Annotated in this window: 21 protein-coding genes; 10 read left to right on the forward strand and 11 right to left on the reverse strand. The window is 66.3% G+C overall.

The window, feature by feature from the left end; translation table 11 throughout:
• Nucleotides 1-17: 17 nt before the first annotated feature.
• The 6 genes from rpe (at nt 18) to IFT55_RS06425 (ending at nt 6,879) form a co-directional block, all read left to right on the forward strand.
• Nucleotides 18-677 carry a ribulose-phosphate 3-epimerase gene (gene rpe / locus IFT55_RS06400; RefSeq protein ID WP_192090199.1) on the forward strand — a complete coding sequence of 220 codons (660 nt, stop codon included), beginning with the start codon at nt 18-20 and terminating at the stop codon, nt 675-677.
• Nucleotides 674-2,413, forward strand: a complete 1,740-nt coding sequence (locus tag IFT55_RS06405; RefSeq protein ID WP_192090201.1) for a heparinase II/III family protein — start codon at nt 674-676, stop codon at nt 2,411-2,413. Before rpe ends, IFT55_RS06405 begins: the two co-directional genes overlap by 4 nt.
• Nucleotides 2,414-2,668: 255 nt before the next feature.
• A complete protein-coding gene (locus IFT55_RS06410; RefSeq protein ID WP_192090203.1) occupies nt 2,669-3,250 on the forward strand; it encodes a hypothetical protein in 582 nt (193 codons plus the stop codon).
• Nucleotides 3,251-3,295: 45 nt separating this feature from the next.
• The gene (gene purH / locus IFT55_RS06415) at nt 3,296-4,885 is read left to right on the forward strand and encodes a bifunctional phosphoribosylaminoimidazolecarboxamide formyltransferase/IMP cyclohydrolase (protein WP_192090205.1); all 1,590 of its coding nucleotides are present in this window, start codon (nt 3,296-3,298) and stop codon (nt 4,883-4,885) included.
• A 183-nt stretch (nt 4,886-5,068) separates the two neighbouring features.
• A complete protein-coding gene (locus tag IFT55_RS06420) occupies nt 5,069-5,641 on the forward strand; it encodes a hypothetical protein (protein ID WP_192090207.1) in 573 nt (190 codons plus the stop codon).
• Nucleotides 5,642-5,796: 155 nt separating this feature from the next.
• Complete coding sequence (locus IFT55_RS06425; protein WP_192090209.1) at nt 5,797-6,879, forward strand: DUF5694 domain-containing protein; 1,083 nt, start codon at nt 5,797-5,799, stop codon at nt 6,877-6,879.
• Nucleotides 6,880-6,996: 117 nt separating this feature from the next.
• Here IFT55_RS06425 and IFT55_RS06430 read toward each other — a convergent pair whose 3' ends face one another.
• The 5 genes from IFT55_RS06430 to polA all read right to left on the reverse strand — a co-directional run bounded on the left by IFT55_RS06430 (nt 6,997) and on the right by polA (nt 13,943).
• A complete protein-coding gene (locus IFT55_RS06430) occupies nt 6,997-7,383 on the reverse strand; it encodes a hypothetical protein (protein WP_192090211.1) in 387 nt (128 codons plus the stop codon).
• A 112-nt stretch (nt 7,384-7,495) separates the two neighbouring features.
• Nucleotides 7,496-7,894, reverse strand: coding sequence for a VOC family protein (locus IFT55_RS06435; RefSeq protein WP_342029245.1), 399 nt, complete (start codon nt 7,892-7,894; stop codon nt 7,496-7,498).
• Nucleotides 7,895-8,216: 322 nt separating this feature from the next.
• Entirely contained in the window at nt 8,217-9,740 is a 1,524-nt protein-coding gene (locus IFT55_RS06440) for a lipopolysaccharide biosynthesis protein (RefSeq protein WP_192090213.1), read from the reverse strand.
• Between the two features lie 108 nt (nt 9,741-9,848).
• Entirely contained in the window at nt 9,849-10,982 is a 1,134-nt protein-coding gene (locus IFT55_RS06445; protein WP_192090215.1) for a Fic family protein, read from the reverse strand.
• Nucleotides 10,983-11,183: 201 nt separating this feature from the next.
• Nucleotides 11,184-13,943 (reverse strand): DNA polymerase I, encoded by a 2,760-nt coding sequence (gene polA / locus IFT55_RS06450; RefSeq protein ID WP_192090217.1) that lies wholly within the window; start codon nt 13,941-13,943, stop codon nt 11,184-11,186.
• 177 nt (nt 13,944-14,120) lie between these two features.
• Between polA and IFT55_RS06455 the strand changes: the two genes are divergently transcribed.
• On the forward strand, nt 14,121-15,371 hold the full coding sequence (locus tag IFT55_RS06455) for an alkaline phosphatase family protein (RefSeq protein ID WP_192090219.1): 1,251 nt from the start codon (nt 14,121-14,123) through the stop codon (nt 15,369-15,371).
• Nucleotides 15,372-15,410: 39 nt separating this feature from the next.
• Nucleotides 15,411-15,893: a MaoC family dehydratase gene (locus tag IFT55_RS06460; protein ID WP_192090723.1), complete on the forward strand. Its 483-nt coding sequence runs from the start codon at nt 15,411-15,413 to the stop codon at nt 15,891-15,893.
• A 21-nt stretch (nt 15,894-15,914) separates the two neighbouring features.
• Here IFT55_RS06460 and IFT55_RS06465 read toward each other — a convergent pair whose 3' ends face one another.
• The 5 genes from IFT55_RS06465 to petA all read right to left on the reverse strand — a co-directional run bounded on the left by IFT55_RS06465 (nt 15,915) and on the right by petA (nt 20,126).
• Nucleotides 15,915-16,661: a peptidase gene (locus tag IFT55_RS06465; protein WP_192090221.1), complete on the reverse strand. Its 747-nt coding sequence runs from the start codon at nt 16,659-16,661 to the stop codon at nt 15,915-15,917.
• A 143-nt stretch (nt 16,662-16,804) separates the two neighbouring features.
• Entirely contained in the window at nt 16,805-17,353 is a 549-nt protein-coding gene (locus IFT55_RS06470; protein WP_249403632.1) for an adenine phosphoribosyltransferase, read from the reverse strand.
• Nucleotides 17,350-18,216: a cytochrome c1 gene (locus IFT55_RS06475; RefSeq protein ID WP_249403633.1), complete on the reverse strand. Its 867-nt coding sequence runs from the start codon at nt 18,214-18,216 to the stop codon at nt 17,350-17,352. Before IFT55_RS06475 ends, IFT55_RS06470 begins: the two co-directional genes overlap by 4 nt.
• 10 nt (nt 18,217-18,226) lie before the next feature.
• Nucleotides 18,227-19,531: a cytochrome b gene (locus IFT55_RS06480; protein WP_192090225.1), complete on the reverse strand. Its 1,305-nt coding sequence runs from the start codon at nt 19,529-19,531 to the stop codon at nt 18,227-18,229.
• 10 nt (nt 19,532-19,541) lie between these two features.
• Nucleotides 19,542-20,126 carry a ubiquinol-cytochrome c reductase iron-sulfur subunit gene (gene petA / locus IFT55_RS06485; RefSeq protein WP_192090227.1) on the reverse strand — a complete coding sequence of 195 codons (585 nt, stop codon included), beginning with the start codon at nt 20,124-20,126 and terminating at the stop codon, nt 19,542-19,544.
• Between the two features lie 281 nt (nt 20,127-20,407).
• On the opposite strand from petA, the gene IFT55_RS06490 reads away from it, so the two are divergent.
• Together IFT55_RS06490 and queA are read left to right on the forward strand one after the other, a co-directional pair.
• A complete protein-coding gene (locus tag IFT55_RS06490) occupies nt 20,408-21,148 on the forward strand; it encodes a peptidylprolyl isomerase (RefSeq protein ID WP_192090229.1) in 741 nt (246 codons plus the stop codon).
• On the forward strand, nt 21,145-22,173 hold the full coding sequence (queA, locus tag IFT55_RS06495; RefSeq protein WP_192090230.1) for a tRNA preQ1(34) S-adenosylmethionine ribosyltransferase-isomerase QueA: 1,029 nt from the start codon (nt 21,145-21,147) through the stop codon (nt 22,171-22,173). Before IFT55_RS06490 ends, queA begins: the two co-directional genes overlap by 4 nt.
• Nucleotides 22,174-22,180: 7 nt before the next feature.
• Here the strand turns inward: queA and IFT55_RS06500 are convergent, their stop codons facing one another.
• Nucleotides 22,181-22,633 carry a tRNA (cytidine(34)-2'-O)-methyltransferase gene (locus IFT55_RS06500; RefSeq protein ID WP_192090232.1) on the reverse strand — a complete coding sequence of 151 codons (453 nt, stop codon included), beginning with the start codon at nt 22,631-22,633 and terminating at the stop codon, nt 22,181-22,183.
• Nucleotides 22,634-22,671 lie beyond the last annotated feature (38 nt).

The raw sequence follows: 22,671 nt of genomic DNA on the forward strand, positions 1-22,671 counted from the left end.
CTGCTAGGACGGCGCGCATGCAGCCCGTTCGCATCGCTCCGTCCATCCTGTCCGCCGATTTCGCCAAGCTGGGCGAGGAGGTTCGCGCGATTGATGCCGCCGGTGCGGACTGGATTCATGTCGACGTCATGGACAATCATTTCGTCCCCAACCTGACGATCGGGCCGGCGGTGGTGAAGGCGCTGCGTCCGCATTCGGCCAAGCCGTTCGACGTGCACCTGATGGTGTCGCCCGTCGACCCGCTGATCGAAGCGTTCGCCGAAGCCGGTGCCGACATCCTGTCGGTCCACCCCGAATCGGGGCCGCATCTGCATCGCACGCTTCAGCGGATCAAGGCGCTGGGCAAGCGCGCGGGCGTCGTGCTCAACCCCGCTACGCCGGTCGAGGTCGTCGATCACGTACTCGATCTGGTCGACCTGCTGCTGGTGATGAGCGTCAATCCCGGCTTCGGCGGACAGAAGTTCATCGACAGCCAGCTGACGAAGATCGAACAGTTGCGGACACGCATCGACGCGAGCGGCCGTGCGATCGACCTGCAGGTCGATGGCGGCATCGACCGCGTCACCGCGCCGCGCGCGATCGCGGCGGGGGCCGACTGTCTGGTCGCCGGCACCGCGACCTTTACCGGCGGGCCGGACGCCTATGCCGGCAATATCGCCGCACTTCGGGGCGCATGACGGCACTGCCGCCGACGGACGGGCCGCGCGACGGGATCGATGTCGGCAAGCGGCTGGTGCGGCAGGGCGGCGGCACCGGACTGTCGCTGTCCGACCGCATCGCCGAACGGTTGCAGCGTCTGGCATGGCGCACCCCGTTGCATGGGCTGCGGCTGAAAGGGCGCCACCCGCTCAAGCTGATCGCGGTGGCCGACGATCCGTTCCTCGGCGATTTCGAACGCGGTGCGGCGTTGCTGTCGGGGGAATTGATGTTCCGCGGCGAACGCCTGCCGCTCGACCGGCTGGGGCTGGACAAGCCGCGCTTTTCCGCCGCGTTCGGCGAACATGTCCACAGCTTCGGCTGGCTGCGCGACCTGTCGAGCGTCGCGCCGCGCGTGACGGCGGTGCCGATCGCCGAAACGATCATGCTGCAATGGCTGGCGGCGCATGGCGAACGGGTGACCGACCCGGCGTGGCGCGCCGACCTGTGCGGACGGCGGCTGTTGGCGTGGATCGCGCACGCGCCGCTGATCCTGTCGTCGACCGATCTGGTCTATCGCTCGCTGGTCCTCAACACCATCGCCCGCGCCGCCCGGCATCTGGACGGCGAAGCGGGCAAGACCGCGCCCGGTCTGCCTGCCATCACCGCATGGTCGGGTGTCGTCGCCGCCGGCCTCGTCGTGCCGGGCGGCGATCCCCGGCGTGGCTTTGGGGAAACGGGGCTGACCCGTGCGCTGACCCAGGGACTGTTCGACGATGGCGGTCTCTTGGGCCGTTCGCCCGCCGCACTACTCGACGCGATCATGACGCTGACCGCGCTGCGCGAAATCTATGCCGCGCGCCGGCTGGACGCGCCCGAAATCGTCCCCAACAGCCTGACGCGGATGGTCGCCGCGCTGCTGGGTGTGTGTCACGGCACCGGCGGGCTGTCCTGCTGGCAGGGATCGGGACCGACCGACGGCGATCGTCTCGCCGACATCGTCGCAGCGACCGGCGTGCGGACCCGCCCGCTGCGCAATGCCGGCGACTGGGGCTATCAGCGGTTGGCGGCGGGCCGCACGATCCTGATCGTCGACGCCGCGCCGCCCCCGGTCGCGCGTGCGGCGCGCGACGGCTGTGCATCGACGCTGGCATTTGAACTGTCCGACGACGGGCACCGCATCGTGGTCAATTGCGGCGGGGCCGGGTCGGCACTGCTGACGCTGTCGCCCGAACTGCGCCGCGCGCTACGCTCGACCGCCGCGCATTCCACGCTGGTGCTGGCCGACACCAACTCCACCGCGATCCTGCCCGACGGGTCGCTGGGCAAGGGCGTCACCGCCGTCGACCTCGCGCGGCAGGAAAGCGACGCGATCAGCCGGATTGAAGTGGCGCATGACGGCTATGCCCGCCGGGTCGGCTTTCATCATCGCCGCGTCCTGACGCTATCCGCCGATGGCCGCGACGTGCAGGGCGAAGATATGCTGATCCCCGCCGGACGGCGCGGACGACGCGGCGACACCCTCTTCGTCGCACGCTTCCACCTCGCCCCCGGTATCGAGATCGCACCGACCGCCGATGGACAGGCGGCGTTCCTGCGCCTGCCCGACGGCGGTCCGGTCTGGCAATTCCGCTGCAAGGGCGCGACGCTGGGCGTCGAGGAAAGCCTGTGGATCGACCCGCACGGCCGTCCGGTCGCGACGTTCCAGCTGGTGCTGTCGGGCACGACCCCGGCGGGCGGGCATGATTTCTCGTGGCGGTTCCACCGCGCGCGGTGACGGCTTGCGACGGTGGCCGGAGGAAGGCTGGCGGATACGCATGATGCCAAGGACCGGGCGCTGCAAGTATCGCCTATCGCCGCAGTATAGCCCGGCAGTGCCGCCCCTTGGCCCTCGCTGCGCTGGCAACCCGCAACCGGGCTGAACGCGGTGGTCGCGAAAACGGTCGTTCCGTCGCGCAACGGAGCGGCTTGACTCGTTTCGGTTCAGTCACGATCCTCCGGCATCGGATCGACAGCAGCATCGGAACAGCCAATGAGCCTTCTTCTAGCCCTCGCGCTGCTATCCGCCGGCCCGGCGTACCTCGACGACCCCTGCCGGTACGACCGCGCCGCCATGCTGGCGCTCAGTTTGAAGGCATTCGATCAGGACATGACCGGCGGGTGGCGCATGCTTTCCCTTAAGGACTGCACGCTACCGGCGGCGGATCTGATCCGCGACTGGCGAACCGCGCATCAGGCGACCGACACCATCCTGTACTGGCACGAAGGGCAGTTGCGCGCCGAAGCCGGCCAATATGCACAGGCGATCGCGTTGTTCCGTCGCAGTTACAAGCCGGCGGACGAAGATGCGGGATGGGGCTGGAACCTGTATGTCGATGGCAGCATCGCCTTTTTACGTGGCGACCGGCCCGAACTGGAGCGTGCGCGCGCCGCATTGGCCGTGCTGCCGCCGCCGCCCGAACTGGCCGACGCGCGTGGCCCTGATGGCAAGCCGACCACGATCCAATGGCCGATGAACCTGAACGTGCTCGACGCGTTCCGGCGGTGCTGGGGACAATCCTACCGCGCCGCGTATCGTTGCGCCCCGCCCGTCCGGGTAATCCAGGCAAAGTAACCGCCCCCTTGCCCTGACCCGCCATTCGCGCGAAAGGGCCGCGCCATGGATCAGGTCAAGGCAACCCGCGCGCTCCTTTCGGTTTCGGACAAGAGCGGCATCGTCGAACTCGGACAGGCATTGTCCGCTTATGGGGTCGAACTCGTGTCGACCGGGGGCACCGCCACCGCGCTGCGCGATGCTGGCCTGACGGTGAAGGACGTCGCCGAACTCACCGGCTTTCCCGAAATGATGGACGGGCGGGTCAAGACGCTGCACCCGACCGTCCATGGCGGGCTGCTGGCCGTGCGCGACAACCCCGAACACGTTGCGGCGATGGACGCGCACGGGATCGGCGCGATCGATATCGTCGTCGTGAACCTCTACCCGTTCGAAGCGACCGTGGCGAAGGGCGCGGACCGCGACACGATCATCGAGAATATCGACATCGGTGGCCCGTCGATGGTCCGGTCCGCCGCGAAGAACCATGATGCCGTGGCGATCGTCACCGACCCTGCCGACTATGCCGCGCTGGTCGAGGAACTGGCGGCGACCGGCGGCGCGACCACCCTCGTCACCCGCCGCCGCCTTGCCGCCAAGGCCTATGCCGCCACCGCCGCCTATGACTCGGCGATCGCGCAGTGGTTCGCCTTCGCCGATCAGGGTCAGCGTTTCCCCGACACCCTGCCCCTCGCCTTCACGCGCGGCGGCGAACTGCGCTATGGCGAGAACCCGCACCAGTCGGCGTCGCTCTACATCCCGCGCGGCCCCGGCGCGCACGGCATCGCGCAGGCGACGCAGCTGCAGGGCAAGGCGCTCAGCTACAACAACTATAACGATGCCGACGCCGCGCTGGAACTGGTCAGCGAGTTTCGCGACGGCCCGCCGACCGTCGTCATCGTCAAGCACGCCAACCCGTGCGGCGTCGCTAGCGCGGATACGCTGATCGACGCGTACAAGGCCGCGCTCGCCTGCGACAGCGTATCGGCATTCGGCGGGATCATCGCGGTCAACCGTCCGCTCGACGGCGAAACCGCTCGCGCGATCAGCGGCATCTTCACCGAAGTCGTCGCCGCGCCCGACGCCGACGACGAGGCGAAGGCGGTGTTCGCCGCAAAGAAGAACCTGCGCCTGTTGCTGACCGGCACCCTGCCCGATCCGGCGCGCCCCGGCCTGTCGATCAAGTCGATCGCGGGCGGTCTCCTCGTCCAGTCGCGCGACGCCGGCAGCCTGTCGGACGTCGAACTGAAGGTCGTGACGCAGCGTCAGCCGACCGCACAGGAACTAGCCGACTGCCGCTTCGCATGGACCGTCGCGAAGCACGTCAAGTCGAACGCGATCGTCTATGCTCAGGGCGGCACCACGGCGGGGATCGGCGCAGGCCAGATGAACCGCCTCGAATCCGCGCGCATCGCGGCATGGAAGGCCAAGGACGCCGCAGAAAAGGCCGGATGGTCCAGCCCGCGCACGATCGGTTCGGCGGTCGCCTCCGACGCGTTCTTCCCGTTCGCCGACGGCCTGCTCGCCGCGGTCGAGGCGGGTGCGACGGCGGTGATCCAGCCCGGCGGATCGATCCGCGACGACGAAGTCATCGCCGCCGCCGACGCGGCCGGCCTGGCGATGGTCTTCACGGGGATGCGCCACTTCCGGCATTGAGGGGGCCAGCGCCGCTGCGGGCGGGAAGGGATAGCGGTCATGACAGCCGCACCCGCCTCCGCAAAAAGGGATCAGGCTTCGGGAAAGCGCGATCCACGGCAACCGAAAGAATGAAGGCATCCACATTGCGCCGCATTTCCACCTGTGTATTATCACCATAATACAGCAGGAGGGCACATCACCATGTCAGTTGCCGATGCCGAACTCGACCACCGCGTCGCGCGCCTCGAACGCAAGTACCGGATCGCCTTCCTCACCGCAGCCGTCGCCTCGGTCTGTGGCGTCCTCGCGATCGCGGGCGCGGTGGGCAGCCGGGCCGGGGCAGCGACGACTACCCAGCCGGACAACAAGGTAACGGACGTGCTGCGCGTCCGCGAACTCAACGTCGTGGACAAGAATGGGGTCACCCGCGTCAAGATCGGCGCACCGTTACCCAATGCCGTCATCGACGGCAAAACGCTAACCAGAGGTGGCCCCCCTCAGGATACGATCTCGGGCATTCTGCTGTTCGACGCCGAAGGTGTCGAGCGCAGCGGCTATGCAACGGTCGATCAGGGCTATTCGAACGTGATGCTGACGCTGGACGATAAACACCGGCAACACGCGTTGTTCATCGCCGAACCAACCGGAGCGACCACGCTTCGCCTGTTCAACGCCGACACCAAGGATCGGGTTGACGTCGCCATCGATAAGGACGGGCCGTCCATCTCGATGATGAAGCGCGGTAAGGAGATTTACCGCTTTCCGGCCAAGTGACCGCCACGTCCGAAAAGGATCGCATGCAGGAATAACGACTGCGACGCTTCGTCAGTCCGGCAATACATCAAACAGTGTAGCTGTATTATATCAGCGATATCGCAAGGCAGAACGTTTTTCATCGATGCGGAATAGCGTCGGGAAGGGGCCAACGCATGAAGATTCGGTTCGGGATCGCGCTTCTATCAATGACGGCAGGCTTGACGGGAGTGGGTAACGCCCAAAGCTATCAGTCGTCCTTCCGCCCGGATGCATTGAAGGACCGCCCTGCCGGCCGCCCCAATGAAGTGCTGGTCGTCGGTTCTCCGCACCTCTCGACCCTCCCCGCCAGCTTCAGGACGGAAATGGTCGAACCGCTCGTTCGCCGTCTAGTGGCATGGCGCCCGACTGCTGTCGCCAGCGAGAATATTTCCGGCCTGCAATGCGATGCCATGCGCCGCCAGCGCGAACGACAGGCAGAGGCGGTCGAAACCTACTGCTACGATCCCGGCGCTGCCGGGCGTGCTGTCGGATACGACGTTCCGGCCGCCAATGCGGAGGCCGAAAAGATGCTTTCGACTTGGCCTGCTACGCCGTCTCCGGCGCAGCGCCGTCGGCTGGCGCTTGTTTTGCTGGCTGCCGGAGAGCCGGCATCGGCGTTGGTTCAATGGCTCCGCCTCCCCAAAGCAGAACGCTGGGTAGATGACGGTCTCACCACAGCGTTGGCGGCCGATCTGGACGCTCGAACGATCAGGAAAGGCGAAACGGAATTGGTCGCGGCGCAGCTTGCCGCGCGATCGGGACTGGAACGGGTCTGGAGCGTCGACGACCAGTCTTTCGTGGGCGCACCCATCGATGAAAAAGCGTATGGCGCTGCCATAGCGCGCGCGTGGGACAATTCCGCAACCAAGACACGTATCGCAGAAGCCGAGACGCTCGGCGTCGGTATCGGACGACCGGATGGCCTGCTCGATATGTATAGGGCGCTCAACGCCCCGGCCAAAGCTGCTCTGGCATACCAGTCCGATTGGGGCGCCGCGCTGACCGAACCTTCGCCACAGGCATATGGACGTCGCTATGTCGCATATTGGGAGACGCGAAATCTGCGAATGGCGGCGAACATCCGCGAAGTTCTGGGTCGCGCGCCGGGTACCAGATTGATCGCCATCGTCGGCGCATCGCACAAACCCTATTACGAGGCATATCTCCGCCAGATGCGCGACGTGCAGTTGGTCGATGCAGAACCTGTGCTGCGATGACCTTCCAGCATTGGCGACGGTGATCGGGAGGGCCAACTTCGGGTAAACGGACGACCGACGGGAAGGCCGGCAGGTTCTCGGTTGCGATCGAATTCTAAGAGTGACCGGGTTTGGTGGTTAGCTGCCGTCCGCTGGAAGCCGCCCCGGCGTCTTAATGAGCGCAAATCCAACGTTGGCGAAGTCGGTTGCTGACGTATCCTCGCCGCCAACGGCGTACCCTTCTAAGAGATTGGCATGACCATCTTTGAAATGAAGAAGCATCCCCAAGCCGTATTCAAGACCCTCGATGCCAAGCCAGACGTTCTCTCCAAGCGTTTCGACTTTCCTGTCCAAACGCTCTTGGCTGTCAGGGACCGCCAACGCCGTAAAAAAGCCGCCCCCGGTGTTTTCTCGCGATAGCACTTCAGCATGAGCTAATTGCTGTTCGATGCCAGTTCGAGTGGTGACGAGTTCGGCGAAGATGGCGTCCAGCGCCGTTCGTTCGAGTGTGGTGAGCGCGTTCATTGCTGCCACTCTGCGACAAGGCAGGAATGTCCGCAATTGGTGGAAAGCGGACATTCGCGGGATCGCATGATCGAGGGCCGCTAGGGTCAGAAGCGGCCCTGTGCCGGACGGATTAGGCAGGAAAATGAATTCCGCACAGTTTGTTACCGTCGGGGTCACGAAAATAGGCCAGTTCGATGGTGCCCATGGAGGCAGTGTCGCGCGGTCCGGGCGGAGCTTCGATTGAGGTCCCGCCAGCGGCAACGGCGGTATCGTGAAGCTGCTTCACCTGCTCGGGCGAGTCGCAGGAAAAGGCGACGGTGCTGCCGTTGGCGACGCTTGCCGGTTCGTCGTTGATCGGCTGGCTGACGATGAAGTTGGTCCCATTGCCGTTATTGTAGATCAGACGTGTATGACCGCTGTCGGCCATGTTCCGCGTCCCTTCCCCTGCACCCAAGGTGCCGAGCACCGTGTCGTAGAAGCGCTTGGACCGTTCAATGTCGTTCGATCCGACCATGGTGTGAAAAAGCACAAATACTCTCCTGACGACTGATCGACTTCCGATCACCATTAACGGTCTCACCTAACCGGTAAACAGCCATTGATCACCCTTGGGCCCCTCGAATTGTCCGCTACTGGGCGGTAGCAGCCGAAACGCCATTCTCGAAGGGTAACGTGGCGCAAGGAATCAACCCGTCGATCAGTCAAACGACCACCTGCGGGTTTCGCTTTCCCCAAACCTGTTCCCGATCGAGGAATCCCCAAACTGCCAATGTTGACGGCAAAACGGGAAACACCCGCCAGCCCCAAACAAGGTGCGGGATCGGCCCCACGCCCCCCGGCCACCGCGCCCGCTAAACCTTGAACCGCTCTACCGGCACCGTTGGCTCCGCCGCCGCCGCGCTCTTGTGGAACAGCGCGCGGTCTTCCGGCCGGAATGCCCAGCGCCACAGGATCGCGAAATAGGTGGCGAGGATCAGCGGGATGCCGAACATCATCTCGGCCCATTCGAACCGCTTCGGCAGTTCCATGACCGCCGCCCCGACCAGACCGGCCGCAAGGACCGCCCAGAGGAACGCGGGGCGGAAATCGCGCACCGATACGCCCAGCAATCGCGACAGCAGCGCCGATTTGACCAGCGATCCGATACCGACCGAGGTCGCCAAGGCCGCCGCCGGTCCCACCGCCGCCCATGCTTCGGGCCAGCGTAGCGCGCGCATGCCGGCGACCAGCGCGAAGCTGAGCAGTACCTGAAACGTCAGCAACCCCATCGATATCATCAGGTTGCGATGCCGCGCGATATAGACCAGCGCCGCTTCCGATACCGCGCCCTTGGCGGCGAAGACTTCCGCGATCAACAGGAACGACAGCGCGCCCGCGCCGCTGACGAACTCACGCCCGACCACGCCCATCACCCCTTCGGCGGGGATCGATCCGGCCAGCGCCAGCGCCGCCTGTGCAGTAATGATCCAGAACCCGACCTGCCGCACCTGCCGCGCCACCGCCGCCTTGTCGCCCTGCGCGAGGCTGTGGGTGATGACCGGCCCCAGCACCGGATCGAAGCTGGTCTTCAGCTTTTGCGGCAGCGATGCGACCTGTTGCGCCATGTAATAGACGCCGACCACCGCCGGCCCGAACAACAGGCCGAGGATGAACCGGTCGACGTTGCGCGTGCCCCATTCGATCGCGTCGGCACCCGCCAGCGGCATGTTGCGCTTCACCAGCGCCAGCATCGGTCGCAGATGCGGCGACCATCCGAACGGCAGGCCATAGCTGCGCACGAACGGCACGATCGACGCGACCAGCGCCGCCGCCATCGCCAGAACATAGCTGAGGATCAGGCCGTCGCGCGTCGAATAATAGCTAAGGCCCCATGCCGCGATAGAAATGGTCCATGGCTCCACCACCGCTCGCGCGGTCACCGCCGCCTTGACGTTCAGGCGATAGGCGAGCGCGGCAAGGCTGACGTCCGACCATGCGATCGCGAACACGACCAGCGGCAACAGCCGTTCGAACCCGATGACCTCGCTGTTCGGGTACATGATCTGCGGAAACACGAACAATACCGCGCTGGCCGCGACCGACAGGAAGAACGCGACCGCCAGCGCATCCCACACGACATGCGCGTGCGGCCGGTCGGTCGACGACAGCGCCTGCGCCAGCCCGCGCTTCAGGCCCAGCGTCGCAACCAGCGCCGCCAGTTCGACCACCAGCACCGCCAGCGCGAACCGGCCGACGATCTCCGGCCCGTACACGCGCCCGGCAATGAACAGGAACGGCAGCCGCGCGACCAGCCGCAGCACGAAGCCGAAAATGTTCGTCCGCCCGCCCTTGGCGAGCGCGGCGATATCGTCGTCGGGGGAAGGCGCGTCGGTCATGTCGCGCGCGGGGGATCGATCATCGCGGCGTCATACGCGACGGTGCGAATACACCATAGCCCCTTACCAGCTTTTCCACCGGGGGTGCGACAACAGGGCAACGCAGCGTCATACCTTCAGCAGGTCTAGCAGCGGATCGAACGCATACAGCGCGGCGCGACGCCCGGCTGACGGCTCGATCGTGCGCAGAAAACCGGCCTCGACCAGCCGCCGGGACAGCAATCGGGCCGACGACGCCGGAATGCCCGACCGATCGACGAACCGGTCGTTGCGAAAGATCGGACTGGCGAACACGAAATCCAGTGCCTGATCATGGAATTGCGAGTTCAACGCTTCCCGGAACCGTTCGCGCATTTCGCCATGCAGCGCGAATATCCGGTCGGCGGTCTGGATGTTGACACTGGCCTGCGCGTGCATCGCTTGCAGGAAGAATACCGTCCAGCCGGACCAGTCGCCATCCGCCGACACCGCTCGCATCCGCTCGATATATTCGCCCTTGTGCGCCTCGAAATAGCCGGAGACGAAAAAATTGGGCTGGCCGATGATCCCGAGCTTCCACAGCATCAGCGTAATCAGCATCCGGCCGATCCGCCCGTTTCCGTCCTGAAACGGGTGCAGCGCCTCGAACTCGACATGCACCAGTGCGGTGCGGATAAGCGGACGCATGCCGCCGTCGCGTATGAAACGGACCAGCGCGTCCATCGCCGGGCCAAGATGCTCGGGCGCGATCGGAACGTAATGGATCGTCCCACGCCGGTCGTCGCCGATATAATTCTGCTCGATCTTGTACGAGCCCGGCCGCTTGGCGGCCCCCCGCCCTATCGGCAGCAGTTGCTGATGCGCAGTGCGGATCAGGTGCTCGCCCAACGGCATGCCATCCGCCAACGCCTGTTGCGCATTGCGCAGCGCGCGCGAGTACAGGAACGTCTCGATATCGTCGCTGCGCGCTTCGCGATAGGGGTCTGGCGCAGCGGCGTCCTCTTCCGCTTCGATGCGATACAGTTCCTCGATCGTCGAAATAGTACCTTCCATTCGCGAAGAACTGACCGCATCCTGCCGTCGAAGCGGTGCCAGGAACAGCTCGCTATTCACCATGCTGGCCATTTTTGCGTCATAGCGGGCCAATGATGCCGCCGCTTCCTCCAGTGGACCCAACAGTGCCGCGTAATCGAGCGACGCGGGTGGGAACGCCCCCATATGGTACCGCACGGCTTGGGATACGTCATATTGGTTGACGATCATGCTGGCACGAATCCTGTCATCAACGATAGTTGGTGGATACCGATTGGCATCAAACCGACTTGATGACAAGATGCAGCATCTACGTGTCGTCAACCGTGTTCGGCATCCGCAATCTCCTCAGCCTACGCGACTTCGTGAAACTATATTGCGCCGACACTTCTATAAAACGGAATGGATGTCAGAAAGCATGACGCCGCCCGCTCAATGCGCCGCGCCCCAGCTTGGCCCCGTCCCGATCTCGACGCCAAGCGGCACCGACAGCGTCACCAGCGGTTCCGCCGCGCCCTCCATCACCGCGCGGATCACCGGGGTCGCCGCCGCCACGCGATCCTCGGGCAGTTCGAACACCAGTTCGTCGTGGACCTGCAACAGCATCCGCACGTCGTCCAGCCCGGCCTGCGCCAGCGCCGGTCCCATCCGCACCATCGCGCGCTTGATGATGTCGGCGCTGGTGCCTTGAATCGGGGCGTTGATCGCGGCGCGTTCCGCTCCCTGCCGCTCGTGCTGCACCTTCGATGCGATGCGCGGGAAATGCGTCTTGCGCCCGAACAATGTGGTGGTGAACCCGGTGGTGCGCACCGCCTGCGTCGTTTCCGCGATGTAGCGGTTGATGCCGGGAAACCGGTCGAAATAGCGGTCGATCATCGCCTGCGCCTCGTCCGCGCTGACGTCCAGCCGCCCGGCCAATCCCCAGCGGCTGATGCCGTACAGGATCGCGAAGTTGATCGTTTTGGCCCGGCCGCGCGTGTCGCGATTGACCTCGCCGAACAGTTCCTGCGCGGTCATCGAATGGATGTCGTCGCCGCGCGCGAACGCATCGCGCAGTTGCGGCACGTCGGCGATATGCGCCGCCAGCCGCAGTTCGATCTGCGAATAATCGGCCGCAAGGATAACGTTGCCGGGTTCGGCGACGAACGCGTCGCGGATCTGGCGGCCGACTTCGGTGCGGATCGGGATGTTCTGAAGGTTCGGATCGGTCGACGACAGCCGCCCGGTCTGCGCGCCGGTCAGGCTGTAGCTGGTATGCACCCGCCCGGTCGCCGGATTGATCTGCGCCTGCAACGCATCGGTATAGGTGCTTTTCAGCTTCGACAATTGCCGCCAGTCCAGCACGCGCGCCGCGATCACGCTGCCCGGCGAATCCTTGTCCGCCGCGATGCGTTCCAGTTCGTTGACGTCGGTCGAATAGACGCCGGACTTGCCCTTGCGCCCGCCCTTGATCCCCATCGTCACGAACAGCACGTCGCCCAGCTGCTTGGGACTGCCGATCGTGAACGGCGTGCCCGCCAGCCCGTGGATCTCGGTTTCCAGCGTCGCGATCCGCGCCGAAAAATCCTCCGACAGCCGCGCCAGCACGGCGGCATCGACCTTGATCCCCGCGATTTCCATGTCGGCGATCACCCGCACCAGCGGCCGGTCGACCATCTCGTACACCTTGGTCGCCTGTTCGTACGGCAGGCGCGGCCGGAACCGCCGCCACAGCCGCAGCGTCACGTCGGCATCCTCGGCGGCATAGCGCGTCGCCGCCTTCAGATCGATCTCGGCGAACCCGACCTGCTTCTTGCCGGTGCCGACCACGTCCTTGTACGCGATGCAACTGTGCTGGAGATGCGTCGCCGCCAGCTCGTCCATGCCGTGCCCGTGCCGCCCGGCATCCAGATCGAAGCTCATCACGATCGTGTCGTCATAGGGGGCGACATCGACCGCCGCCCGCCCCAGCACGATCATGTCGTATTTCAGATTATGCCCGATCTTGAGCACCGCCGGGTTTTCGAACAGCGGTTTCAGCTTCGCCAGCACGACCTCGCGCGGCAACTGCACCGGCTTTTCGGCGAACATGTCGGTCCCGCCATGCGCGATCGGAATATAGCACGCCAGATTGGGGTGCAGCGCCATACTGACCCCCACCAGTTCGGCGCGCGTCGCGTCCAGCCCGGTCGTCTCGGTATCGATCGCGACCCAGCCCTGATGCGTCGCGACCTGTACCCACCGGTCCAGCGCGGCTTCGTCGACCACCGTTTCGTACGCATCGTGATCGCACGACGGTTCGTCGTCCTGCGCGACCGGCGCGGTCGGGCTGGGCGCGGGATCGTCTGCCACGCTCGACAGCTTGGTCAGCAGCGTGCGGAACCCGTGATGCTCTAGGAACGCGCGCAGCGGCGCTTCCGGGATGCCCTGCATCTCCAGCGCGTCGAGCGGTTCGGGCAGGCCGCCGTCGCATTTCAGCGTCACCAGTACCTTCGACAACCGTGCCGCATCGGCATGTTCGATCAGATTATCGCGCAGCTTGCCCTTCTTCATGTCGGGCGCGGCGGCCAGCACGGCTTCGAGGTCGCCATGCTCGACGATCAGCTTCGCCGCCGTCTTCGGTCCGACGCCCGGCACGCCCGGCACGTTGTCGACGCTGTCGCCCATCAGCGCCAGCACGTCGCCCAGCCGGTCCGGCCCCACGCCGAACTTTTCGACCACGTGATCGGGGCCGAGCGTGCGGTTGTTCATCGTGTCGAGCATGTCGACCGACGGGTCGGTCATCAACTGCATCAGATCCTTGTCGGAACTGACGATCGTCACCGACCACCCCTGCGCCAGCGCCGCCTGCGTATAGCATGCGATGATGTCGTCGGCCTCCAGCCCCTCTTCCTCGATGCATGGCAGGCTGAACGCCCGCGTGGCGTCGCGGATCATCGGAAACTGCGGGACAAGATCGGGCGGCGGCGGCGGACGATGCGCCTTGTACTGATCGTACAGGTCGTTGCGGAACGTCTTGGACGACTTGTCCAGAATCACCGCCATGTGCGTCGGGCCGTCGGCCTTGTGCAACGCGTCGGCCAGCTTCCACAACATGGTGGTATAGCCATAGACCGCGCCGACCGGCTCACCATGCTTGTTGGTCAGCGGCGGCAGCCGGTGATAGGCGCGAAAGATATAGCCGGAGCCGTCGACGAGATAGAGATGGGGCATGCACCGGGAGATAGCAGCGGCAACCGGCAAGGGCGAGGGGTCGGTCGTCGCGATCGTACCGTGGCCGTCGTTCGACCAAGCCGTACGGTGAAACTGCCTTGTGCACGGGACTTGCCGCAACGAAACTGTCACGCCGGTCCATTAGCGAACCATCGATTCCCCTGCCCGAGTATCCCAATGCGTATCCCCGCCCTTCTTCTCGCCCTCGCCGCCCTTGCCGGTTGCGCGACGACCCCGCCGCCCGCACCCGCCGCCGTGGCGGAAGTCCGGGCACCGGTCACGATCCTGATCGGCGTCGACGGCGCGCGGCCGGACATCCTGACCCCGGCCGTCGCCCCCATCCTGTCGCGCCTTGCGGCCGACGGGGCGAAGGCGGCGATGCAGCCGTCCTTTCCGACCAAGACCTTCCCCAATTTCTGGACGCTCGCCACCGGCGTCCGGCCCGATCGCAACGGCATCGTCGGCAACGCGATGGAAGACGTGGCGCGGCCCGGCGAACGCTTCACGATGGCGACCGACGATCCGTTCTGGTGGAACACGGCCAAGCCGATCTGGGTCGCGGCGGAGGAAGCGGGCATCCGCAGCGCGACGATGTTCTGGCCGGGCAGCGAGGTCGCATGGGGCGGCAGCGGCAGGCCGCATCACGGCGTCTATGCCGGGGGTCGCCATGCATCGGACTGGCAGGCGTTCGCACAGGCGATCACCGCCGAACAGCGCGTCGATACGGTGGTCGACTGGATGCGACGTCCGGCAGCGACGCGTCCACGGTTCGTGACGCTGTATTTCGACGATGTCGACACCGCCGGGCATGAAGACGGCCCCGATGCCCCCGCCACCCGCGCGGCAATGACCCATGTCGACGCCGCGATCGGCCGGCTGCTCCGCGAATTGGCCGCGATGGGACAACAGGCCAATCTGGTCGTGGTCGCCGATCACGGCATGGCGGCCAGTTCGTCCGAACGGGTCGTTGCGCTCGATGCGATCGCCCCGCCGGATCGATATCGCATCATCGAAGCCGGCCCCTATGCGTCGATCGCGCCGGCCGCCGGACAGGAAGCCGCCGTCGCCGCCGCGCTATCGCGCCCGCATCCGCACATGCAATGCTGGCCCAAGGCCGCGATCCCCGCCCGCCTGCGCTACGGCACGCATCCGCGCGTGCCGCCATGGCTGTGCCTTGCCGAAACGGGCTGGTCGATCCTCGCCACCGCGCCGACGCGCGCCGATACCGGCGGGGCGCACGGGTATGACGATGCCGCGCCAGAGATGCAGGCACTGTTCGTCGCCAGCGGTCCGGCGTTCCGGTCGGGCGTCACCCTGCCCCCGTTCCGCAACACCGCCGTGCATCCGTTGCTGCGGCGGTTGCTCGGCCTGCCCGCCGACCCTTCGCTCGACGCCACCGCCGAACCGTTCGCGCCCGCACTGAAATAGCGGTTGCGCGCCGGACGTTTCCGGCGGACCATCCCGACCATGCGCTATTTCGAGGATTTTACGGTCGGGGAAACCGCCCGGTTCGGATCGTACCAAGTCGACCGGGACGAAGTGCTCGACTTCGCCCGGCGATATGATCCGCAGCCGTTCCATCTGTCCGAAGAAGCCGCAGCACAGACTCATTTCGGTCGGCTGGCGGCAAGCGGCTGGCATAGCTGCGCGATGATGATGGCGATGCTGGCGGCACGGATGGAGGCCGACGAGGTCGCCAGCCTCGGTGCCGCCGGAATCGACGAGCTTCGCTGGCGGACACCCGTCTATCCCGGCGATACGCTGACCTGCGAGACGGAAATCGTCGAAACCCGCGCCTCGCGCAGCCGGCCCGAAATGGGGACGGCGCGCAGCCGGATGACGGTGCGCAATCAGGACGGCGTCGCCGTGCTCACCTTCGTCGCGATCCTGCTGATCGCTACGCGCCCGCGTGCGGCAACGACTCCATCCACCGGAACCGACGCCGGATAGCACCCGGGCGCGGTAAGCGCCCTACCCGCCGCGGCGGCCGCGCGAACGTCCGCCGCCCGTGCCGCCCCCAGTGCCGCCATCGGGCCGGCGAAACCCGCCACGACCGGCACCCGTGCCGTCGGGACGGCGGAACCCGCCGCGTTCCGCACCCGGCGCCGCACCTTCGGGACGGCGAAAATTTGGCCGTCCTGCCCCGGGCACACCGTCGGGGCGGCGGAAATCCGGTCGGGTCGCGCCCGGCACGCCATCGCGCCGACGCAGATCGGGTTGCGTCGTCCCCACGCCGGGCGTCACGCCGTCCGTCCCGCGCGCACCACGCCGTCCGCGGAAGGGGGACTGGCTGCTGCCGCGCGGTACGTTCTGAAAGCCCGGACGCCCATCGAAACCGGGGCGTCCCGGTCGTCCGTCGACGCCCGGGCGCGGCTGGTTCCATCCGTCCCAGCGCGGACGATCGCCACCCCGGTCGCCGCGCCATTGTTGCCGCCGCTGCGTCCAGTAGCCGCGCTGGCGATCGTTCCAGCGGAACGGACGGCGATAGCGGTCGTACACATAATAGCCCGAACCGGGATAATAATAGTCTCCGAACCAGCCCCAATAGGGCGATCCGAACGCATTGCCGTACCCGCCGCCGAAGTCGTCATAATAACCGCCGCCATAGCCGCCACCGCCATAGCCGCCGCCATATCCGACCGACATTCCGCCATAGCCGTAATCGCCATAGGTACAGCCCGACAGGCCGACCCCGGCGGCAAGCGCGAGCGCGATCATGCGAACCCGGTGCAACATTTCGTCCTGCTCCCGAACGCGGGCGCAATTCGTCCGCGACAATGTGATGATGGAACAAAACGAGCCGCCGTCGTCGCCGGTTCCGGTTGCTGTTTCAGCAACTTCGTACCGTTGGGGGACGGCGATCAGTGTCCCGGGAACGCGACCAGCGCCGACACGGCGATGTCGTCGGCCCGCAACGCGTCCGCGCCGCCCAGATCGGGCAGGTCGATCGCGAAGCTCGCCTGACGGACCACCGCCCCGGCCTTGCGCAACAACCGCACCGCCGCGCGCGCCGTGCCGCCGGTCGCGATCAGATCGTCGACCAACAGGACGCGTGCGCCGGGCGTGCAGGCATCGGCATGGATCGCGATCCGGTCGGCGCCATATTCCAGCGCATAATCCTCGGCGATCGTCGCGCCGGGCAGTTTGCCATCCTTGCGGATCAGGATCACCCCCGCGCCCAGTGCCAGCGCGACGGCGGGCGCGAACACGAAACCGCGCGCCTCGATCCCGGCGACCAGATCGATCGGGCCATCGACCGCCGCGACCATGCCTTCGACCGACAACCGCAACCCCTCGGGATCGAGGATCAGCGTGGTGATATCGCGGAACTGGATACCGGGGCGGGGGAAATCGGGAATGGTGCGGATGCGCCGCGCGATCGCGTCGGCGGCGGCGTCCGCGCCGCTCAATGCTTCATGCCGCGCCAGATGTTGCGGTATGCGCCCCACGCCAGACCGGTGAAGATCAGCAGGAACAACACCGCCGCAGCACCCGCCGCATGCCGGGTCTCCAGATTCGGCTCGGCGGTCCATGTCAGGAACGCCGCCACGTCCTTCGCCATCTGGTCGACCGTCGCACGGGTGCCGTCCTGATACTGGACCTGATCGGTGCCGGTCAGCGGCGGTGCCATCGCGAGGTTGAGCGTCGCGAAATAGCGGTTGAAGTGCAGCCCCGGCGGGGTCTTCGCCTGCGGGAACTTGCGCAGCAGGTCTGCGGGCTGCGCACTGTATCCGGTCAGCAGCGAATAGACATAGTCGGACCCGTCGTCGCGCGCCTTGGTCATCAGCGACAGGTCGGGCGGAACGGCGTTGTTGTTCGCCGCGCGCGCCGCGACGTCGTTGGCGAACACCAGCGGGAACCGGTCGGACGGCAGGTTCTTGCGCGTCGCCGCCTCGCCCGTCTCCGGGTTCACGCTCGGCTGTTCGATCGCCCAGTCGGTGGCGATCGTCTTTACCTGACCTTCGTCATAGCCGAGCTGGCCCAGATCGCGGAACGACAGCAGCCGCAGCGAATGGCATGCCGAGCATACTTCCTTGTACACCTGGAAGCCGCGCTGAAGCTGCTGCTTGTCGAAGGTGCCGAACACCCCCGCCGATTGCAGCTCCGCATCGCGCGGTGCCAGATGGAATTCATGTTCGGCGGATTCGACATGCGCTTCGGTCAGCATGCCGTTGACGGTCGAAAAGATGCCGAGCAGCAGCGCGAACAGGAAACCCGCGCCGATGACGAGGTTCAGGTTGCGGGCGAGAAAGCGGGACGCGAGAGAGAGCATCGTTATTCCCTTACTCGGCCGCGGCCGGTGCGCCGTGTGCGGCGGTCTGCGCGGGCGACGTGCCGCCCTCGCCCTTCAGCACCGCTTCGGTGATCGAATTGGGCAGCGGGCGCGGACGCTCCATCGCCGACACGATCGGCAGGACCACCAGGAAGTGGGCGAAATAATATCCCGCCGCGATCTGGCTGAGCAGCACCGTCAGCGGCGTCGCTTCCGCCCCGCCCAGATAGCCGAGCACCAGCACGTCGATCAGCAGCACGATCAGGAACCAGCGATAGGTCGGGCGGTAGTTTGCCGACTTGACCGGCGACTTGTCGAGCCACGGCAGGAAGAACAGCAGCAGGATCGATCCGAACATCGCCAGCACCCCCCACAGCTTCGCCGGGAAGATGAAATCGACCGTGAACGCCTTGAGGATCGCGTAGAACGGCAGGAAATACCATTCGGGCACGATATGCGCGGGCGTGGAGAGCGGGTTGGCCGGGATGTAGTTGTCGGGATGGCCCAGCAGGTTCGGCGCGAAGAAGATCAGCGACGCGAACACCAGCAGGAAGATGCCGAGCCCGAACCCGTCCTTCGCGGTGTAATATGGGTGGAACGGGACGGTATCCTGTTCGCCCTTCACCTCGACGCCGGTCGGGTTGTTCGATCCCGGGATATGCAGCGCCCAGATGTGGAGGATGATGACCCCCGCGGTCACGAACGGCAGCAGATAGTGGAGCGAGAAGAACCGGTTGAGCGCCGAATTGTCGGGGGCATATCCGCCCAGCAGCCAGATGCGGATCGTCTCGCCCACGCCCGGCAATGCCGAGAAGAAGCCGGTGATGACCTGCGCGCCCCAGAAGCTCATCTGCCCCCATGGCAGGACGTAGCCCATGAACGCGGTCGCCATCATCAGCAGGAAGATGACGACGCCCAGCAGCCACACCATCTCGCGCGGGGCCTTGTACGAACCGTAATAAATGCCGCGCGCGATGTGCGTATACACCACGATGAAGAACATCGACGCACCATTGGCATGCGCATACCGCAAAAACCAACCCGACGGAACGTCGCGCATGATGCGTTCGACCGAGTCGAATGCCACGCCGGCATTGGCCGCATAATGCATCGCCAGCACGATGCCGGTGATGATCTGCACCGCCAGCGCCGCGCCAGCGAGCACGCCGAAGTTCCAGAAATAGTTGAGGTTTCGCGGCACCGGATATCCGGCACCCACCGCGTTGTAGACCAGACGCGGCAGGGGCAACCGCGCGTCGATCCACTGTGTCAGCGGGTTTTTCGGCGCATAATGCTTGGCCCAGGGGAAGCTCATGACTCTCTCCTCAGCCGATCGTCACGGTGGTGTCGGACGTGAACGCATATTCCGGTACGTGCAGGTTGGTCGGTGCCGGACCGGACCGGATGCGTCCGGCGGTGTCGTAGGCCGATCCATGGCACGGGCAGAAATAGCCGCCGAACGGACCCTTGTTCTCGCCCTCGCCCGCGCCCAGCGGAACGCAGCCCAGATGGGTGCACACGCCCAGCGTGATGAGCCAGTTCGCCTTGCCCTCCTTGGTCCGCTCCGCCAGCGTCTGCGGATCGCGCAGGTCGCTGACCGCCACGGCATTCGCGGCGGCGATTTCGGCCGGCGTCAGGTTGCGGACGAACAGCGGCTGTTTGCGGAACGTCGCCTTGATTGCCTGTCCCGGTTCGATCGCGGCCAGATCGAGTTCGGTGGTCGACAGCGCGAGCGTATCGGCGGCGGGCGACATCTGACCGATCAGCGGCAGCGCGATCACGCCCGCGCCGACGCCGGCAAAGGCGACCGCACCGATCGACAGGTAATCGCGCCGACGGGGATTGTCCGGGCCATCGGACAGTGTCGCTGTCCCGCCCCCGGTTACGTGCTGATCTTCGCCAGTCGCCATTCAACAACCCTTGTGTCGGGCGCATGTCCGCGCCCTGCCCCTCCCGGTCGCCCTCGTCGGGGCAACGCCGGACCGATCGGTTTTCCGACCAGTCCCGCCGGGTGATAGACGGCCACAAGGCGTTTTGCCAACTCCCTTTTGCCCGATGCCCGGATCGCGTTTGCCGGATGCCCGGATCGCGGGGCATGCGATGTTCAGATTGGCGCAAGCGGCGACATGGTCTATGCGCGCCAGCCAGTCGGTTCGTTCAAGCGGACCATCCGCGTCCATCCGGGGAAACCATGCGTCCGTTCGCCATCCTCCTTGCGCTCGTCACTTCGCTGTTCGCGTTGCCGGCCGCCGCCCAGATCATCGACGTGCCCGGCCGCGCGCCGCCGCCCGCGACCACCGACCTGCGCAACCTGTGGGTGCTCGACCTGTCCACCGGCGGGCGGGTCACCATCTGGCTGCGTCCCGACGTCGCGCCGAAAATGGTGCAGCGGATCAAGACGCTGACCCGCCAGAAATTCTATGACGGCCTCGTCTTCCATCGGGTCATCGAAGGCTTCATGGCGCAGGGCGGCGATCCGGACGGCGACGGCACCGGCGGATCGAAGCTGCCCAATGTGGACAAGGAATTCAACTACCTGCCCCACGTGCGCGGCGCGGTGGCGGCGGCGCGCGCGGCGGACGAGAACAGCGCGAACAGCCAGTTCTACATCATGCTCGCGCCGCGGCTGGCGCTAGACAAGAAATACACGGTGTTCGGCCGAGTGATCGACGGCATGCAATATGTCGACACGATCGAGCGCGGCGAGCCGCCGGCCAACCCGTCGCGCGTCGTCCACGCCTATATCGCCAGCGACAATCCGCCGCCCTATCAGGCAGCGGTCGTCGCGCCGCCCGCCGAAGCGGTCGCGCCGCTGCCGCCGACCCGTCCGCGCACCCCCGCCCCGCGCCCGGCCGGCGCGCCGACCGCCACGCCCCCCGCCGCTACTCCTTCGACCGCCACGGCTCCGACCGGAGCGCCGTCCGCGCAGTGAACGTCGACCTGTTCGATTTCGACCTGCCGCCGGAGCGTATCGCTCTACGCCCGGCGGTCCCGCGCGATGCCGCGCGGATGCTGCTGCTCGACGGTAGTGCGACGCACGATCGCGGGATCGCTGATCTTCCCGCATGTCTGCGCCCCGGCGACCTGCTGGTGTTCAACGACACGCGCGTGATCCCGGCGCAGCTGGAGGGGCGACGCGGCGATGCCGCCATCGGCGCGACACTACACAAGCGCGAAGGCCCGCGCCGCTGGCGCGCGTTCGTCCGCAACGGACGGCGACTGCGTGGCGGCGACACGATCGATTTCGGGTCGGGCGTCACCGCCATCGCCGACGATCGCGGCGAGGACGGCAGCTTCGCACTCGACTTCGCCGGCGATGAACCGGTCGAGATGCTGCTCGAACGCGCCGGGCGCATGCCGCTGCCGCCCTACATCGCCGCGAAGCGCGGCGGTGCCGACGCCCGCGACGCGCAGGATTACCAGACGCTGTTCGCGCGGGAGGCCGGCGCCGTCGCCGCCCCCACCGCCGCGCTGCACTTCACCCCCGAACTGATCGCTTCGCTCGACGCAGCGGGAATCGGCCACGCCACGCTGACGCTCCATGTCGGTGCCGGCACCTTCCTGCCGGTCAAGGCTGACGATACCGACGACCACCGGATGCACGCCGAATGGGGCCGGATCGACGCTGCCACCGCCGATCGACTGAACGCCGTCCGTGCGGCGGGCAACCGCGTGATCGCGGTCGGCACCACCAGCCTGCGCCTCATCGAAAGCGCATGCGACGATAACGGCCGGGTTCGCCCGTTCGAAGGCGACACCGCGATCTTCATCACGCCGGGCTATCGCTTCAAGGGGATCGACGGGCTGCTGACCAACTTCCATCTGCCGCGATCGACGCTGTTCATGCTGGTATCAGCCCTGATGGGGCGCGAGCGGATGCAGGCGGCCTATGCGCATGCCATCGGGCATGGCTATCGCTTCTATTCCTACGGCGACGCGTCGCTGCTGCTTCCGTAGCGCCGGTTCAGTCGGGCAGGCTCGCGGTCTGGCGCAGCGCCTCGCCCAGCGCGAGGGCGGCCGAGGTCGCGAGGTTCATCGACCGGACCTGCGCCCGGATCGGGATACGCAGCCGTGCGTCGCATCCGTCCGCGACGACAGGCGGCACACCCGCGCTTTCCTTTCCGAACAACAGAATGTCGTCGTCGCGGAAGGCGAATTCATAGGCCGAGTGGCTGCCTTTCGTAGTGAACAGCAGCAGGCGTGACGCGCCGATCGTCGCCCGGAACGCATCGAACCCGGCGTGGCGCGTGACCGTCACGTGATCGATATAGTCCATCGCCGTGCGGCGCACCCGCCGGTCGTCCCATTCGAACCCCATCGGTTCGATCAGGTCGACCGCCGCGCCCAGACATGCGCCGAGGCGGAGGACGGCGCCGACATTTCCGGCAATTTCGGGTTCGAAGAGGGCGATGCGCATCCCGGCTGATTGGCGGCGGCGGCGCGGGCATGCAAGCC

Source organism: Sphingomonas sp. CFBP 13720, assembly GCF_014842075.1.
GTDB lineage: Bacteria > Pseudomonadota > Alphaproteobacteria > Sphingomonadales > Sphingomonadaceae > Sphingomonas.

Bases quoted from the DNA above. Each gene is read 5' to 3' on its own strand.
- rpe (WP_192090199.1), top strand. From the start codon at position 18: ATGCAGCCCGTTCGCATCGCTCCGTCCATCCTGTCCGCCGATTTCGCC.
- IFT55_RS06500 (WP_192090232.1), bottom strand. From the start codon at position 22,633: ATGCGCATCGCCCTCTTCGAACCCGAAATTGCCGGAAATGTCGGCGCC.
- IFT55_RS06465 (WP_192090221.1), bottom strand. From the start codon at position 16,661: ATGATCGCGCTCGCGCTTGCCGCCGGGGTCGGCCTGTCGGGCTGTACC.
- IFT55_RS06420 (WP_192090207.1), top strand. From the start codon at position 5,069: ATGTCAGTTGCCGATGCCGAACTCGACCACCGCGTCGCGCGCCTCGAA.
- purH (WP_192090205.1), top strand. From the start codon at position 3,296: ATGGATCAGGTCAAGGCAACCCGCGCGCTCCTTTCGGTTTCGGACAAG.
- IFT55_RS06455 (WP_192090219.1), top strand. From the start codon at position 14,121: ATGCGTATCCCCGCCCTTCTTCTCGCCCTCGCCGCCCTTGCCGGTTGC.
- IFT55_RS06445 (WP_192090215.1), bottom strand. From the start codon at position 10,982: ATGATCGTCAACCAATATGACGTATCCCAAGCCGTGCGGTACCATATG.
- IFT55_RS06490 (WP_192090229.1), top strand. From the start codon at position 20,408: ATGCGTCCGTTCGCCATCCTCCTTGCGCTCGTCACTTCGCTGTTCGCG.
- IFT55_RS06440 (WP_192090213.1), bottom strand. From the start codon at position 9,740: ATGACCGACGCGCCTTCCCCCGACGACGATATCGCCGCGCTCGCCAAG.
- polA (WP_192090217.1), bottom strand. From the start codon at position 13,943: ATGCCCCATCTCTATCTCGTCGACGGCTCCGGCTATATCTTTCGCGCC.
- IFT55_RS06460 (WP_192090723.1), top strand. From the start codon at position 15,411: ATGCGCTATTTCGAGGATTTTACGGTCGGGGAAACCGCCCGGTTCGGA.
- IFT55_RS06410 (WP_192090203.1), top strand. From the start codon at position 2,669: ATGAGCCTTCTTCTAGCCCTCGCGCTGCTATCCGCCGGCCCGGCGTAC.
- IFT55_RS06475 (WP_249403633.1), bottom strand. From the start codon at position 18,216: ATGCTCTCTCTCGCGTCCCGCTTTCTCGCCCGCAACCTGAACCTCGTC.
- IFT55_RS06480 (WP_192090225.1), bottom strand. From the start codon at position 19,531: ATGAGCTTCCCCTGGGCCAAGCATTATGCGCCGAAAAACCCGCTGACA.
- IFT55_RS06425 (WP_192090209.1), top strand. From the start codon at position 5,797: ATGAAGATTCGGTTCGGGATCGCGCTTCTATCAATGACGGCAGGCTTG.
- IFT55_RS06405 (WP_192090201.1), top strand. From the start codon at position 674: ATGACGGCACTGCCGCCGACGGACGGGCCGCGCGACGGGATCGATGTC.
- IFT55_RS06430 (WP_192090211.1), bottom strand. From the start codon at position 7,383: ATGAACGCGCTCACCACACTCGAACGAACGGCGCTGGACGCCATCTTC.
- petA (WP_192090227.1), bottom strand. From the start codon at position 20,126: ATGGCGACTGGCGAAGATCAGCACGTAACCGGGGGCGGGACAGCGACA.